The sequence below is a fragment of the Caballeronia sp. TF1N1 genome (assembly GCF_022878925.1).
In the GTDB taxonomy this organism is placed as follows: domain Bacteria; phylum Pseudomonadota; class Gammaproteobacteria; order Burkholderiales; family Burkholderiaceae; genus Caballeronia.
Window position 1 is genome coordinate 90,705 of record NZ_CP084628.1, and the last position, 15,735, is coordinate 106,439.

The window sequence follows — 15,735 nt, forward strand, 5'->3', positions numbered from 1 at the left end:
CTGATTCAGGCGACCACGGCTTCGCCGGAGGCGGCCATGATGTCGTCCTTGTTGGCGTCGGGGCCGAATTCCGCGGAAATCTTTCCGCGCCGCATGACGATGATGCGATGCGCAACGCTCAGGCATTCGCCCACTTCCGACGTCGAATACACCACGGCCAAACCCTTCTTCGCGTTCTCGGCGAGCAGACGAAAGACTTCCGACTTCGCACCGATGTCGATGCCGCGACTGGGTTCATCGAGCAGAATGACGCGCGGTCCGGTTGCCAGCATCTTGCCGATCACCACCTTCTGCTGATTTCCGCCCGACAGCGAACGGATCGAAGCGCCCGGGCCCGAGGTCTTCACGTGCACGTTGCGGATCGACTGGCCGACGAGTTCACGCTCGACCGGCGGCGACATCAAGATGCCCTTCACGAAAGAGCGGATGCTCGCGAGCGACAAGTTCGAGCCGACGCTCATCGTCGGCACGAGGCCGTCGCGCTGACGATCTTCCGGCACCAGCACGAGCCCACGGCCAATGCGCTGCGCAATACTCAGCCCCGCCATGCTCTCGCCTTCGAGCCGAATGGTTCCGCCCGTCACCGGCAGCCGCGTGCGTCCCGCGACCGCTTCGAGCAGTTCCGTGCGGCCCGCGCCCATCAGTCCGTAGATGCAGACGATCTCTCCCGCGCGCACCTTGAGCGACAGACGATCGACCACGGACACGCCTGAGCCGGATTCATCGGCAATGCTGACATCGTCGATATCGAGCGCGACTTCGCCGAACTCGTAGCCGGTCGGCGGCGAGCCGAGGTCGAAGTTCTCGCCGACCATGTTGCGCACGATCCATGCGAGGTCGATGTCCTTGCGCTCCGCCGTCGCAGTGATGCGGCCATCGCGCAGCACCACGGCATAGTCCGTGACCTGCAATGCTTCTTCCAAATGATGCGAGATGTAGACGATCGACACGCCCCGGCTCGTCAAGTCGCGAATCACCTTGAACAGCACCTCCACTTCGGATGCGCTCAGCGCCGAAGTCGGTTCGTCCATGATCAGAATGCGCGAATCGACCGACAACGCCCGCGCGATCTCGACGACCTGCTGCTGACCGAGGCGCAGATCGCGCACCAGCGTCATGGGGTCGACGTCTTCTTCGAGTTCCTCCATCAGCGCGCGCGTCTGCCGCGCTTCCTCGGCGAAGTTGACGCCGGTCGGCGTGCGCAGCTCGCGGCCCATGAAGACGTTGTCGCGCACGCTCAGGTTCGGCGCGAGACTCAGTTCCTGATGAATGATCGAGATGCCGTGATTGCGCGCATCCGTCGATGACGTGAACGCCACGCGTTCGCCATCCAGCTCGATTTCTCCGGAGGTCGGCTTTTCCACGCCGGAGAGGATTTTCATGAGCGTCGACTTGCCCGCGCCGTTTTCGCCGAAGAGCGTCGTGACCTTGCCGCGATGAATCTCGAAGTTCACGCCCTTGAGCGCATGCACGCCGCCATACGACTTGACGACATCGCGCGCGGACAGCAGCACGCCATCCTTCGCCGCGCCCTGTTCGTTGGTTGGATTGATGGTGCTCATTTCGCGTCCAGCTTCACAGGAGTGATGAGCCAGCCGTTCGGATTGATCAGCTGGAACACGCCGACGACATCGACTGTCTTGCCCGTCAACTTGGCGGTATCGACCTTCGACAGAACCTGTTTCTTCATCTCCGTGTTGATGGCGTAACCGGCGTTCTGGTAATCGATCTGATTCGTGAACTGGCCGAAGCTGATGTCGCCCGTGGCATCGCGCAAGTCGGTGCCGTTGATCGCCGGTCCCGTCTGCACGCGTATGACGAGCGAATCGGGCAGGCCCGGCACCTTGACTTCGTACACGCCGGAGTCTTCCTTGCCCGCGACACCCGAGAACTTCACCGACATCTCAGGACCGATGCCGCCGCCCGCGATGCCGTATTGCTTGCCCGCCGCGTCCTGATCCTTGGCAATGGCGGCGGCCAGCGTCGCCGCATCGACGGCGCGCTTTTCTATCGCGGCCTGCGTCTTCGGAAACTGCTTCTTGCCGTAGGCTTCCGGCTCGAACTCCTTGGTCTGCGTATCGGCGCCGGAACCGATCTTCACGATTTTGGTACTCATGGCCATCGCGATCAGCAAAATGGCCAGCAACACGATGCCGATCACAACGCGCATGCCGCGCTTGCCCTGATGCTTGATCGACGGAGTCATTGCGCTCATTGGCTCACCTCGCGGCTGTCCATTCGTTCAGTGCGTGTCATGTCTTCCCCAGTTTTCTGCAATCACGTTGATGACCATCGCGGCGGAGGCCGCGCCCGGATCGATGTGACCGATGCTGCGTTCACCGAGGCGCGCCGATCTTCCCTTGGTCGCCACCATCGCCTTCGTGGATTCCGCGCCCGCGTTCGCCGCTTCGCGAACGCGCGTCAGGATGTCGCTCACGGACAAGCCGTCCGCCATGCCTTCTTCGGCTGCCGAGGCGGCAGGCGCCCACGCATCGACCATGGTTTTTTCGCCGACTTCCGCCTTGCCGCGCGACCGGATGCCTTCGGCCATCGCGACGATCAACCCCGGCGCCTCGTTCAGCGGCAATGCCTGACGCGCACCCGCCGCCTTCGCCGCGCGCATGAACGCCGTTGCGTAAAGCGGCCCCGACGATGCGCCGACCGCGTTGAGAAAACTCTTGGCCGCGGCGTTCCACTGATCCGCGAACGTGCAGTCGGACGGCAACGCGTCGATGGCCCTGGACGCGGCAGAAAAGCCCTGCTCCATCGCGATGCCGTGGTCCGCGTCGCCGATCACGCCGTCGAGCCGGCACAGTTCGTCGCGCGCCGCCGCGATGGTGCTCGCGAGTTCGCGGAACAGTTGCGCGTTGTCGGCGGTGGAAAGCGCGGACATCATGCGGCCCTCTGCTGAAACATCGCGCACTCGCACGGATGATCGATGAGGCGCTGCAATTCATCGTCGAGATGCATGACGGTGATCGACGCGCCCGCCATTTCCAGCGATGTGCACAGCGGCCCCACGAGCGTGCGATGCACGACGAGTCCCGCCTCCTGCAAGCGCTGCGAAACGCGCCGGTTGAGAATGTAAAGCTCCATGAGCGGCGTCGAGCCGAGCGAATTCACGAGTACCGCCACGCGGTCGCCCTTGGCCGCGCCCATCTCGGCGAGGATCGCATCCATGATTTCGTCGGTGATGTCGTCGGCCGTGCGCAAGGCTTCCCGGCGCATGCCCGGTTCGCCGTGAATGCCCATGCCGATTTCCATGTCGCCGGCGGCAATCTCGAAGTTCGGTTGACGCGTCTGCGGCAGCGAGCAAGGCGCGAGCGCCACGCCGAGCGTGTACGTGCGCGCGTTGGCATGGCGCGCGACGCGCTCCACCTCGCCGAGCGGCATCATCAGGTCCGCCGCGGCGCCCGCTGCCTTGAAGATGAACACGTTGCCCGCCACGCCGCGCCGCGTCTCGCGCTTGTCGCGCGGCGCGGAGGCGATGTCGTCGGTGGTCAGCACGGTGCGCGCCTCGACGCCGTCGAGTTCGAGCAGTTCGGTCGCCATGTCGAAGTTCATGACATCGCCCGCGTAATTGCCGTACATGAACAGCACGCCCGCGTTGCCATGCGCGGCGAGCGCGGCATCGACGGCCGGTTGCGGCGGCGGCGAAGCGAAGACGTTGCCGATCACGGCGGCATCAGCGAGACCGCGGCCAACGAAGCCCAGAAACGTCGGCTCGTGTCCCGATCCTCCGCCGATGATCAACGCCACCTTGCCCTCACGCGGCCCGTTGCGCGCGATGATCGCCCGGGGCGCGCTGTCGCTGCGCGTCAGCAGATCGCCGTGCGCGGCCATGACGCCTTCGAGCATCTCGTCGACGGCGGCATCGCCATCGTTGATCAGCTTTTGTGTCATCGTGCCTGGCATGTCTGACTCCTCAGATGTTGAGATCGGCGATGCCGGTGTCGAAATGCGGCGCCCAGAACGCCACCGATTCGGCGATCTGCGCGACGACCTGCCGATCCGTCGGCTCGCGTTCCTTGAACGAGAGTTCCAGGCAGATTTCGTTGTCGCGCCCGCCGCCCGCGTGCAGCGCCTCGATGAGCGGTTCTGGCTGAATGCGGCCGCGCGCGTTGTACTCCGCGGTGAACGGGCGATGTCCGCCCTTGTCCATCAACGACTGCTTGATATGGATGATCGGCGACACGCGCGGCACGGCGCGCGCCCACGCATAGGGATCGAAGTCGTCGGGGTTGGAACTGGTGACGTCGCCGTGGTCGATGTCGGCCATCATCCACATGGGAATGGCCATGTTCGCGGCGCTCAGGCGGTCTTGCAGCGCCATGCACGTGGCGATGGTCTCGCCGAATTCGCGGCCAATGGACATCGGTTCCCAGAACACGTATTTCAAGCCGGCCGCTTTGGCATGCTCGGCGACTTCGGCCCAGCAATCGATCGCGGTTTGAAGCAGCGCGTCGCGCCGTTGCGGATCGTCGAAATCCCTGTAAGTGAAGATCGCGAACTGCGTGCCGATGGAGTCGCCGCCCAGATCGGCGGTGATATCCGCAAAGGACTTGAACCAGTCGATGTAGTAGCGGCGCACGTCTGCATCCGGATGACCGAAGTGATTCAGACGGCCATACGGCCCGGTCATGCCCGAGGTGATCCGCACGCCGGTGCGCGTCATCGCCGCGCGCATCTCGCGCGTGAGCCGCCGCGTGGTTGCCGCCGGCCACGACGGATTGATGAACTCGTGCGTCAACTGCACGTCGCGGATTTTCATGTCGTGCGCGATGGTGTCGATCAGGTCGCCCGGTTCGGCGAAGCGGTTCACCAGCGGATTCGTGTTCAGTGCAAGCGTGAATGCCATGTTCGTCTCGTGTCTTTAAGCGGATTTACGCACAAGGCCGTCGAGCCAGGCTTCGAACGCGGACTTCTGCGCGGCGCTCATGTGCAAGCCGTGCTTGGTGCGCCGCGTGAGCATGTCGTCCGCCGACTCGGCCCATTCGTGCGACATCAGGTAGCGCGCTTCCGCTTCGTGGAAGTTCGGTCCGAACTGCTGGCCGAGACCGGCGAGCGAGGTCGCGCCGTCGATCACCTGCGAGGTCAGCGTGCCGTAGGTTTGCGTGTAATAGCGCAGCAGATTGCGCGGCAGCCACTCGTAGCGGCTTTGCAGACTCGCCATGAAGCGCGGCACGTCGGCGCCTTCCATGTCGCCGCCCGGCAGCGTCGCCGATGAAGTCCAGTCGGGGCCCATCTTCGGGAAGGTCGGCTGCAGCTTTTGCAGCGCATGTTCGGCGAGCTTGCGAAACGTCGTGATCTTGCCGCCGAAGACATTCAGCAAGGGCGCGCCGCCGCTGGCGTCGAGATCGAACACGTAGTCGCGCGTGACCGCCGACGGATTGCCCTTGCCGTCGTCGTAGAGAGGACGCACGCCCGAGAACGTCTGCACGATGTCTTGCTTGCGTAACGGATGCTTGAAATAGCGATTCACCGCCGTCAGCAGATAGTCGATTTCCTCGTTCGATATCTGCACGGTTTCCGGCGCGCCGTCCCACGGCACATCGGTCGTGCCGATGAGCGCCTTGTCGCCCTCATAGGCGTTGATGAAGATCACGCGCTTGTCGTGGTTCTGCACGAGATACGAGTGCGGACCGTCCCAGAACTTCGGCGTAACGATATGACTGCCCTTCACGAGCCGCACCTTGCGCGTCGACTTCGCGCCCGCGCGCCCGATGACATCCGATACCCACGGTCCCGCCGCATTGACGAGCGCGCGTGCGTTCACGACGCGCGTCGATCCCGTTCGCGTGTCGCGCAGTTCGACGCGCCACGCATTGCCCTCGCGCCGCGCGCCGATGCATGCGGTGCGCGTGAGCACTTCGGCGCCGCGCTTGGCGGCATCGACGGCACTCAGTACGACCAGACGCGCGTCGTCGACCCAGCAATCGGAATACTCGAAGCCACGCCGGTACTCGTCCTTGATCGGCGCGCCTTCCGGATTGCGCCACAAGTCGAGCGAACGCGTGCCCGGCAGCTTCTTGCGGCCGCCCAGATGGTCGTACATGAAGAGGCCCGTGCGCACGAGCCATGCGGGACGATCACCCGGACTATGCGGCAGCACGAAGCGCAGCGGCCAGATGATATGCGGCGCGGCATTGAGCAGCACTTCGCGCTCGATCAGCGCCTCGCGCACGAGCCGGAATTCGTAGTATTCGAGGTAACGCAGCCCGCCATGCACGAGCTTGCCGGAACGCGACGACGTGCCCTGTGCGAGATCGTCCTTTTCGCACAGAATCACCGACAGTCCGCGGCCCGCCGCATCGCGCGCAATACCCGCGCCGTTGATGCCGCCGCCGATGACACACAGGTCCACCCTATCCTTCTCGCTCATCTCAGCGTTCCATGTTCGACGTTAGTTGAGGCCCGCGGCTAGCGCGTTCGGCCGATGCCGCGATTTCAGCAACCGCGCCGTTTCATCCCAGGTCGGTACGAGCGCCTCGCGCGCCTTCCGATACGCGGGAAAAAGCTGCGCATACAACTGCGTCAGTTCCGCATCGGGCGCTTCCACTTGTCCGAGCAGCGGCGTCACCCATTGCGCGATGCACGTGTTCATGTCGGGATACACGCCGAGCGCGACCGCCGCCATCATCGCCGCGCCCGCCGCGCCCGCTTCCTCGCGCAGCGAGATACGCACCGGCGCGCCGACCACCGCGCCGAGCACGCCGCGCAACGCGCGCGAACGCGTCGCGCCGCCGGTGAGGCGCAGTTCATCGGGCATTGGAATGCCCATCGACGTATAGCAATCGCGCGCGGCCATGCCGAGCCCTTCGACCACCGCGCGAAACAGATCCGGGTAGCGGCTCTCGCTCGTGAGCCCGATGAAATCCGCGCGCGCGTTCGGGTCCACGAAAGGACCGCGCTCGCCGGCATCGGAGATATAGGGGTGATACAGAAGCGCGCCGGGACGTCCCGACTGCAGCCATCCGTCGATACACTTCATCCGGTCGCCGTGCGAAAGGCTCGTGCCGAACTGCGCGAGCAGATCGCACGCGAGATTCAACACCCAGTCCACGTTCAGCGTCGCCGCCATGTTCGACTGCACTTGCGCCGACATGCCCGGCACCGGCAACGCGATCACGTACCCCGTGCCTTCCGCGTTCAGATGGATGTCGGCGTTGTGCATCGCGCGCATGTGCATGCCCGTGGAGCCGACGATCGAGCAACTCGCGCCCGTCGCGCCTTCCGTGTGAATGCCCGCGCCGAGCGCCGTCAGCACGATATCGACGAAGCCCAGACACACGGGCGTGCCTTCGAGCAGGCCGGTCGCGGCGGCGGCATCTGACGTCAGCGGATGCATGATCTCCGTGCCGTCGATGATTTCCGGCAACAGGTCGCGCCACGCGGTGAGGCCGAGCGCTTCGATCACCGTGTCGTCGTATTGGCGCGTGCGAAAGTCGCCGTAGGTGAAGCTCGCCTCGGACGGATCGGTGGCGCGCACACCGGTGAGATTGAGATACAGCCAGTCCTTGCAATGCAGTGCCACTTCGGTGCGTTCGAGCACTTCGGGCGTCGTCGCGGCCATGTGCGCGATCTGCGCGCCCTGACTGCACGCGGCGAGTCCCGTGCCGGTCGCCTGGAACCGCGCGCGGCTCGCCGATCCTTCCTGCAACAGCCGCACCGTGTTCGCGGCGCGCGCGTCGAGCCATAGCCATGCGTCGCTCGCCGGCTTGTTGCCTGCGCCGACGAGCCATGTGCCGTCGCCTTGACCCGTCACCGCCAGCGCGCGCGTGCGTTGCGCGAGACCTTCGATCTTCGCGCCCAGATCCCGCAAGGTCTTCGCGCAGTCGCCCCAAGTTTGATCGAGCGATTGAGTCGCCGCGCCATCGGGGCTCGTGGTGTAGCGGTTCGGCACCGAGGCGACGGCAATCTGCCGTCCCGTCATGTCGAAGGCCACGGCCTTGATGACCGAGGTCCCCGCGTCGATGCCGATGAGAAGATCGCGTGCGTTCTCGCTCATCACGCCGCCTCCGTCGCGACAGGTTCCATCTTCAGCGCCAGCGCCGAGGCTTCGTCGGTGATCAATCCGCTCAGAAGGCCGCTATTGAGCACCGCGCGAATCGCCGCGATCTTCGACGCGCCGCCCGCAATCGCGATGATGCGCCGGCCCTTGAGGTCGTCGAGTTCGGGCGCGACCGTGCGCGCCGCCAGCGATGTTTCGACGGATTGGCCGGTATCGCTGAAAAAATGTCCGAGCAATTCGCCTTGACCGCCCTTGTCGCGCACCTCCTGAATTTCGTCGGGCTCGATCATTTGCGATGCGACGAGTTGCGCGTCCGCATTCACCGATCCGATACCGACGACCATCAGATCCGCATGCGCCGCCATGTCGAACACTTCGCGCACGCCACGCTGCGCCAGCAACACTTCGCGATCCTCGGCCTTGTTGGCGAAAAACGGCAGCGGCAGCACATACGACACCGCGCCCGTCTGCTCGGCGAGCCGGTGAATCACGTCATACGGATTTGCCGTGTATTTGCGCGTGACGCCGCCAAGCAAGGACACGAAGCGCACCGTGCCCGCGTCCAGGCGCGGAATGTTCTCCACGACGGCCGCGAGCGTTCGCCCATGTCCTATGCCGATCACGCCGCCTTGCCGCGTCGCGATCTCGCGCTGCATGAAGTGCGCGCCAGCGACGCCAAGGGCGCGCAGCGGCAGATCGCCTTCGTTCAGATCGGGGACCACTTCGCAATAGCTAAGACCGAAGCGCTGCGCAAGCTCCGCTTCGAGCACGACGCATTCGGCGACATCGCCGTCGATGGTGAACTTGACCGCGCCGCTCTGATTCGCTCGCATGATCAGCCGATGCGCCTTGACACTGCTCACGCCGAGACGAGCCGCGACGTCGGCCTGCGTCTGACCGGCGGCGTAGTGCAGCCACGCCGCGCGAATCGCAAGACTGTCCTCGGCGTCACGCCTGTCGGCGGATTTCGTCATGTCGTCTCCGTGCGCACGTTGAAGTGATATTTTTTCTACGTGCTGAAATTTTTTTCACTGTAAGCACAATAGGCAACCCGATCCTCGATTACCATCCGCTATAACCCTAGATAAGCATCGCGCAATCCGAAGGCGAAATGTCGGCTTGACGCGATGCAACAAAAAATTCGGAGACACGATGGAGACGTATCTGCTCGGCGTCGACAGCGGTTCGACAGCCACGAAGGCGGTTGTTTTCGACACGGCCGGGCGCACCGTCGCGGTGGGCAGCCGGCGCGTCGAACAGCGGCAGCCGCGTGCGCGCCATGTCGAACGGGACATGCGAGAAACCTGGGATGCGGCCTGTGGCGCCATTCGCGATGCGTTGAGCGAGATCGCGCCCGGTTCCATTGCGGCCGTCGGCGTGACCGGACACGGCGACGGGCTCTATCTCGTGGATCGCGCGGGCGCGCCGCTCGGCGCCGGCATTCTCTCGCTCGACAGCCGCGCCTTCGACGTCCGGGAACGCTGGCGCGAGGAAGGCGTGCTGGAACGGGCGCTGTCATTGACCGGACAGCAGCCTTATCCGTACGCCGCCGTCAGCCTGCTGAAATGGATTCAGCTCAACGAGCCAGCGCGCTTCGCGCGGATCGGCCATGTCCTGTTTTGCAAGGACTGGCTGCGGCTCTGTCTCACGGGCGTCCCCGCCACCGATCCAACCGAAGCCAGTTCGTCCTTCACCGATGTCAACACGCAGCAGTACAGCGCCGAGGTCATGGCGCTGTACTGCCTGGGGACTATCGGCGAGGCGCTCGCACCCATCGTCGCGTCCACGGCGCAGGCCGGCCGCGTGACGGCGCTTGCCGCATCGCAAACCGGCTTGAAGGAAGGCACGCCCGTCGCAACCGGGCTGCACGACGTCACGTCGAGCGCCCTCGGCATGGGCAACGCCGAACCGGGCGTGTTGTCGGTGACGGCGGGAACGTTCAGCATCAACGAAATACTGTCGGATCGGCCGCAACTCGATCCGCGCTGGTCGTGCCGTAACGGCACACGGCCCGGCCAGTGGATGAACATGTCGATTTCGCCCGCTTCGTCGAGCAATGTCGATTGGGCTTTGCGCGAACTCTTTCAGCACGAAACGCACGAAGCGGCGCGGCGCGGATGCTCGCTGTTCGATCTCATCGGCGACGAAGTGCAGGCGGTGTCGGCCGAACCGAGTTCGGTCATGTTTCATCCCTTCCTGTTCGGTTCTCCGTTCGAGCAGCCGGCGAGCGCGTCGTTCTTCGGCTTGCGCTCGTGGCACCGGCGCGCGCATCTGGCGCGTGCGGTGCTCGAAGGCATGGTGTTCAATCACCGCTGGCACATCGAAGCGTTGACGAGCGCTTTTCCGGCGCATCGTGCGGGGTTGACGGGCGGTGGATCGTCGAGTCCGTTGCTTGCGCAGTCGTTCGCGGATGTGCTTGGCATCGCTATCGACATACCCGAAAGTCAGGAGGCGAGCGCGCTCGGCGCGGCGCTTTGCGCAGGCGTCAGCGTGGGCGTTTTCGATTCGCTTGCCGATGCCGTGGCGCGCGCCTGCCGCGTTGCGCGCACGCATGAGCCGGACCCGCAACGCCACGCGAAGCTCGACGACGCGTACGCGCTCTGGTCGCAACTCATCGCCGCAGTTCAGCCCTTGTGGCCCGCGCTCGACCGCGCGGCCACCTCGCATTGAAGCCGGAGAATCTCGATGACAGAACGAAACCGTAATTTCTTTCTCGACCGGTTGAAGCAGAGCCCGAAGATCGGCGTGTTGATCGTGGGCGGCGGCATCAACGGCGCGGGTGTGTTTCGCGATTTATCGCTGCAAGGCGTCGACTGCCTGTTGATCGACAAGACCGACTTTGCCGCCGGTGCGAGTAGCGCGCCATCGCGGCTCATACACGGCGGCGTGAAGTATCTGGAGACGGGCGAGTTTCGCCTCGTTGCCGAATCGACGTTGGAGCGCAACCTGTTGCTGAAGAACGCGCCGCATTACGTGCTGCCGCTCGAAACCGTGCTGCCGATTCACTCGTACTTCGGCGGCATGGTGGCGTCCGCTCGACGCTTCTTCGGCATGAAGGCCAAGCTTGCGGATCGCGGCGCGATCATCTCGAAGATCGGCCTTGCCATGTACGACTTCTTGGGACGGCACGACCGCACGATGCCGCGTCATCATCTCGCGACGCGAGCGCAATCGCTTAAAGACCTGCCGCTGCTCGATCCGGCAATCAAGGCGACCGCCACGTATTACGACGCCAAGGTGACGCAAGCCGAACGCCTGAATTTTGAACTCGTCGCGGACGGGCTTGCCGCGTGCAAGCAATCGGCGGCGGCCAATTACACGAGCGTGGAGCGCGTCGAGGGCGGCGTCGTGTGGTTGCGCGACCTCGTAACGGACGAGCTCGTCGCGGTGCGACCCGAGGTCGTCGTCAACGCGGGCGGTGCGTGGATCGACAGCGTGAATGCTTCGCTCGGCATAAAAAGCAAGTACATCGGCGGGACGAAGGGTTCGCATCTGATCGTCGATCACCCCGAGCTCCATGCGCAACTGCGCGGCCGCATGGTGTATTACGGCTCGAAGGACGGGCGCATCTCGCTCATCTATCCCTTCATGGACAAGTTGCTGATCGGCTCGACCGATATCCGCACAAGCGAGCCCGACGCCGTGCGCTGCGAGGACGATGAAGTCGCCTACATGCTCGGCGCGCTGCGGGAAGTTTTTCCACGCGTGGTGTTGAACGAATCGAACATTGCGTTCCGATACAGCGGCGTGCGTCCGCTGCCCTATTCCAATGCCGCCGATCCCGGCGATGTAAGCCGCGATCACGCGATGCATGTGGATCGTCTTGCCGGCACGCAAGTCCCGGTTTTATCGCTCGTCGGCGGCAAGTGGACGACGTTTCGCGGATTCGCCGAAACGGTCACCGACGACACGCTCGCACGCCTCGGACGCTCACGCGCGGTCCGCACGCGTCACACGGCGATCGGCGGAGGCCGCGATTTTCCGCGCGATGCGTATGCACGGGCCGAATGGATCGGCGATGTCGTTCGACAGTATGGGGTGTCGGCCGAGCGTGCCGACGGCTTGCTCACGCGCTATGGCACGACTGCTTCGGCAGTCGCGGCGTTTTGCGCGGGCGCACCGGATCGGCCCTTTGGCAGCGCATCGGACTTCACGGTGCGCGAGATCGAGTACCTGTGCGCGCATGACATGGTCACGCGTCTTGCGGACCTATTCTTCCGTCGCACGACGATCGCGATCTCCGGACATCTTACGAACGCGCTGTTGCTCGAAGGCGCGGAGATCGCGGCACAGGTGCTGGGTTGGGACGAACTTCGCAAGCAAAAGGAAATCGATGCGACGCGTCAAGCGGCTCGCGAGCGGCATGGCATTGCGCTGCCCAGAGTCGAACTCGCGCGACAGACTATAGATTGATGCGGAGCCTCCCGGTTATCGCATTGCGGACTAAGGTTAGCTCGATCAATCTGTTCCGCCCGCATGGATTGCGTTGATACGATTCCTGCTTTCGTTCAGCCCACTCATTCCCATGATTGCACCGGTAAAACTCAGGACGTTCCTGCTCGCGCTGACGTTGAGTCAAGCCGTCTTCATCTCGCCCGGCTTCGCCGCGGACAATGCCGCGCACACACTGCGCGTGGGCTTCGTGCCCGGCCCTTACGCGGACGAGTTTCGTCAGGGCGTCGAACCGCAACTCTCGAAGAAGGGCTACACCGTGCGCTACGTCGAGTTCAGCACCGGCCTGGAAGCGAACCAGGCGGTGTATCGCGGCGAGATAGCGGCCGACGTGATGCAGCACAGCGTGTATCTGAAGTCCTATAACGACCGCAACGGCACCGATCTCGTCGGCGTGGTGCAAGTGCCCACGCCACCGATGGGCCTTTTCTCCACGAAGCACCATGCGCTTGCCGAGGTCCGGAAAGGCGCTACGGTTGCAGTGCCCAACGATCCCGTCAATCTGGAACGCGCGCTCAAGATCCTTCAGCGTATCGGCTGGATTCGCATCCGTCCGAATCCGAATCCTGTCGATGTAACCGAGCGCGACGTGACCGATAATCCTGCCGGCATCAAGCTCGTGCTGCTCGAATCGGCACAGGCGCCGCGCGCGTTGGAAGACGTGGATTTTGCGGCGATTCAGGGCAACTTCGCGGTATCGAGCGGACACGCCCTGACAACGGCGCTGGCGCTCGAGGAGATGACTTCGCCCTACGTGAATCAGGTCGTGGTGAAAGCCGCGAACCAGCATTCGCAGACCACCGACGATATCGTCGAAGCGTATCGTTCGGATGCGTTCAGGCAAGCCATCGTCGGCAATCACGCGTATGACGGCTTTCGGCTGCCCGACTATTTTCCTCGATGACTTCGAGCGGCGCCCCCTTCACTGCTGTGCGCGACTGCTCGAAGCGAGCAATCGTTTGATCGAAGCAAGCCCACGTCCGTGCGCTGGCGGCATGGATGTCCACGCATCGGCTTGCATCGGAAATGTCGTCGAACGAGAAAGAACGGATGAACGTGACTTGCGGATGAGTTCACGCGAAACGCAGATTGCTCTCCTCGACCCCACCCGCGAGCCAGAGTTCGAGCTTGGCCGGCGGCAGCGGGCGGCTCAAATGAAATCCCTGCGCAAGATCGCATTGCAACTCCCGCGGGCGCGTCATCATTTGTTCGCTCTCGACATCTTCGGCCACGACCTTCAGTCCCATGTTGTGCCCGAGATCGATGGTCGAGCGCACGATGGTCTCGTCGTCTTTATGATCCGTGAAGCCCATGACGAAGGATCGATCGATCCTGATCTCGTCCACGGGCATGCGCTTCAGGTACGACAAAGAAGAGTATCCCGTGCCGAAGTCGTCGACAGACAGGCGAAGGCCGAGCGCATGCAGACGGTCAAGGGTTTCGATAGCATGGTTCGGGTCGTCCATGCGTTGGATTTCGATTCTGTGGTTAATGCCGCGCACCAAGCAGCAGCCAGCGAGCGGGCACCGACGCGACTGCGGAATACCGGCGCATGAGTATGAAGCGCCGTTTTCCCACATCGGTAAATCAGGCAGCCAGATTCACGGGCAAGTCCACGACATGCCAGTACGACGCATATTCTGGCCCTCGCGGCGCACTCGATAACTTTCTGGTGAAGCGCACATAAACCTTCAGCGCAGTGCCCGTGTAAGTGTCCGCGAGAGCGATCCTCAAGTAGACCTGCTTGCCATCGAGGACATTCGGCGTCGCAAGCGAGTTATTGACGTTCGGGCCGCCGCCGTTCGTCAAGTTCACCGTGCTCGGTCGGGCAATGGGCGCCGGGCTCGCCTGGTTCGTCAAGACGATGCTCGTAACCTGCCCCGCCATCACGGCCCATTCCACGGTCCAGTTCGCGTTGAAGGAGGCGAAGTCGTCCCCGTACGCACCGGTGTAGCCCTGAATGGTCATGCATAGCAATTGGCCGGACTTGAGACCCGCGGTTGCCGTCGTCGCGCTGTCATAGGTGGTCTGCGTTTCGTCGCCGATACGAAAGCGTCCGATCACATAGCCGCCGCTGCTCGTTCCGTTCACCGTGGGAACAGCAAGCCGGGTCTTGATGGTGTCCCAGGTCGGATTGTCCTGTGGCTCGGTCCACGTTGCGTACGGTACGTCGGTAGCCCAAGTCGGCACATCCGGTAATACCGAGCGGCCCGCCCACTGATACGCGGAGAACGGGCTGACCTCGGTAAGCACGGGGCCATCGAAGCCCACACCCTTCTTCTGCGTGAGGAGCCAGTCCTGCCACGGATAAACACTCGTAACGGGCGTGGCCGGGAAATACTGCGTGCCCGACAGCGCGTGCGTTCCCGTCACCACGTCCAGCTTGATGTTGCGTTTGCCGAGAGCGGACAAGTCGTTGTAGACCCGGTACGCTTCGTTCACTGGAATGTACTGATCCTGCGCCCCGTGCGCGATATAGAGGTTGACGTCCTTTAGCTTAGTCAGATCGGCTTCGTTGCCCCAGGTCGTATGGACGACCGTTCCTGAATTGATGAAGAGTGCCGCGAACAGATCGGGTTGCAACGATGCCGCTTCGTAGGACCATCCCGCGCCCTGCGAGATGCCTGTTGCGTATATGCGCGTCGAGTCGACATTGCCTACGCGCGTCGAGATGGCCTTCATCAACTCGCCGACGGCGTTCATATAGACCATCTCGGCGTCGTAGTTGACGCATGCTTCCCAAGGCACGGTCACCGTCACGATGTATGACGGATACTTCGCCTGCAAGGCCGCGTTTGCGAAATCCGCCGCGCCGTTGGAGGCGTAGAAGTTGGCCGTCATGTTGGCGTCGTTGCCCAACCCGCCCAGCACGGCCACGAGCGGGTATGTCGTCGATGCCACCGTTTTCGGCGTGTAAAGCCGCACGTACATCTGGCCGACGCCGTCGCTTGCTGTCCCGACTGCATCCAGCGTTTTGTCGATGGGAAACGTCCACTTGTACCATTCGAAGTCGGTGTAAGTGTCTGGATTCGCGGCTTTGGCCGTTGGATCGAGCGCCAACGTCCCTGAAGAATTGGATGAATCGTCTCCGCCCCCGCCGCACCCGACGAGCAACGCAAGCGGCGCGGCGCCGAGTAATCTGGCAAAGTCTCGCCGACTCATGCCTTCGCGACGCGCATCGCTCGCTTTTACGCCGTGCTTCTGGCTTGCGTCATCGTCCGGTTTCCTGAACATCGTCTCTCTCCTCGTTTGAATGCATGGATCGAACGCAT

Annotated in this window: 13 protein-coding genes; 3 read left to right on the forward strand and 10 right to left on the reverse strand. The window is 63.5% G+C overall.

Annotated elements, in window-relative coordinates:
- Positions 1-5: 5 nt before the first annotated feature.
- The 8 genes from LDZ28_RS21245 to LDZ28_RS21280 are packed head-to-tail and all read right to left on the reverse strand — an operon-like array spanning position 6 to position 8,985.
- Positions 6-1,562 carry a sugar ABC transporter ATP-binding protein gene (locus tag LDZ28_RS21245; RefSeq protein ID WP_244830434.1) on the reverse strand — a complete coding sequence of 519 codons (1,557 nt, stop codon included), beginning with the start codon at positions 1,560-1,562 and terminating at the stop codon, positions 6-8.
- On the reverse strand, positions 1,559-2,215 hold the full coding sequence (locus tag LDZ28_RS21250; protein ID WP_244830436.1) for a DUF2291 family protein: 657 nt from the start codon (positions 2,213-2,215) through the stop codon (positions 1,559-1,561). The genes LDZ28_RS21245 and LDZ28_RS21250 overlap by 4 nt, the downstream gene beginning before the upstream one ends.
- A 27-nt stretch (positions 2,216-2,242) precedes the next feature.
- Positions 2,243-2,896 (reverse strand): dihydroxyacetone kinase subunit DhaL, encoded by a 654-nt coding sequence (gene dhaL / locus LDZ28_RS21255; protein ID WP_244830438.1) that lies wholly within the window; start codon positions 2,894-2,896, stop codon positions 2,243-2,245.
- A complete protein-coding gene (locus LDZ28_RS21260) occupies positions 2,893-3,915 on the reverse strand; it encodes a dihydroxyacetone kinase subunit DhaK (protein WP_244830439.1) in 1,023 nt (340 codons plus the stop codon). The genes dhaL and LDZ28_RS21260 overlap by 4 nt, the downstream gene beginning before the upstream one ends.
- A gap of 10 nt (positions 3,916-3,925) precedes the next feature.
- A complete protein-coding gene (locus LDZ28_RS21265) occupies positions 3,926-4,858 on the reverse strand; it encodes a sugar phosphate isomerase/epimerase (RefSeq protein ID WP_244830441.1) in 933 nt (310 codons plus the stop codon).
- Positions 4,859-4,873: 15 nt separating this feature from the next.
- Positions 4,874-6,382 carry a glycerol-3-phosphate dehydrogenase gene (locus LDZ28_RS21270; protein ID WP_244830443.1) on the reverse strand — a complete coding sequence of 503 codons (1,509 nt, stop codon included), beginning with the start codon at positions 6,380-6,382 and terminating at the stop codon, positions 4,874-4,876.
- A gap of 21 nt (positions 6,383-6,403) precedes the next feature.
- On the reverse strand, positions 6,404-8,008 hold the full coding sequence (locus LDZ28_RS21275) for an FGGY-family carbohydrate kinase (protein WP_244830444.1): 1,605 nt from the start codon (positions 8,006-8,008) through the stop codon (positions 6,404-6,406).
- On the reverse strand, positions 8,008-8,985 hold the full coding sequence (locus LDZ28_RS21280; RefSeq protein WP_244830446.1) for a sugar-binding transcriptional regulator: 978 nt from the start codon (positions 8,983-8,985) through the stop codon (positions 8,008-8,010). Before LDZ28_RS21280 ends, LDZ28_RS21275 begins: the two co-directional genes overlap by 1 nt.
- A 178-nt stretch (positions 8,986-9,163) precedes the next feature.
- Between LDZ28_RS21280 and LDZ28_RS21285 the strand changes: the two genes are divergently transcribed.
- The 3 genes from LDZ28_RS21285 (at position 9,164) to LDZ28_RS21295 (ending at position 13,367) form a co-directional block, all read left to right on the forward strand.
- Positions 9,164-10,681: an FGGY-family carbohydrate kinase gene (locus tag LDZ28_RS21285; RefSeq protein ID WP_244830448.1), complete on the forward strand. Its 1,518-nt coding sequence runs from the start codon at positions 9,164-9,166 to the stop codon at positions 10,679-10,681.
- A 15-nt stretch (positions 10,682-10,696) separates the two neighbouring features.
- The gene (locus LDZ28_RS21290) at positions 10,697-12,424 is read left to right on the forward strand and encodes a glycerol-3-phosphate dehydrogenase/oxidase (protein ID WP_244830450.1); all 1,728 of its coding nucleotides are present in this window, start codon (positions 10,697-10,699) and stop codon (positions 12,422-12,424) included.
- 112 nt (positions 12,425-12,536) lie between these two features.
- Positions 12,537-13,367 (forward strand): MetQ/NlpA family ABC transporter substrate-binding protein, encoded by an 831-nt coding sequence (locus LDZ28_RS21295; RefSeq protein ID WP_244830452.1) that lies wholly within the window; start codon positions 12,537-12,539, stop codon positions 13,365-13,367.
- Positions 13,368-13,536: 169 nt separating this feature from the next.
- Here the strand turns inward: LDZ28_RS21295 and LDZ28_RS21300 are convergent, their stop codons facing one another.
- Complete coding sequence (locus LDZ28_RS21300; RefSeq protein ID WP_370652246.1) at positions 13,537-13,929, reverse strand: EAL domain-containing protein; 393 nt, start codon at positions 13,927-13,929, stop codon at positions 13,537-13,539.
- Positions 13,930-14,050: 121 nt separating this feature from the next.
- Positions 14,051-15,697 carry a PHB depolymerase family esterase gene (locus LDZ28_RS21305; RefSeq protein ID WP_244830454.1) on the reverse strand — a complete coding sequence of 549 codons (1,647 nt, stop codon included), beginning with the start codon at positions 15,695-15,697 and terminating at the stop codon, positions 14,051-14,053.
- Positions 15,698-15,735: the final 38 nt, after the last annotated feature.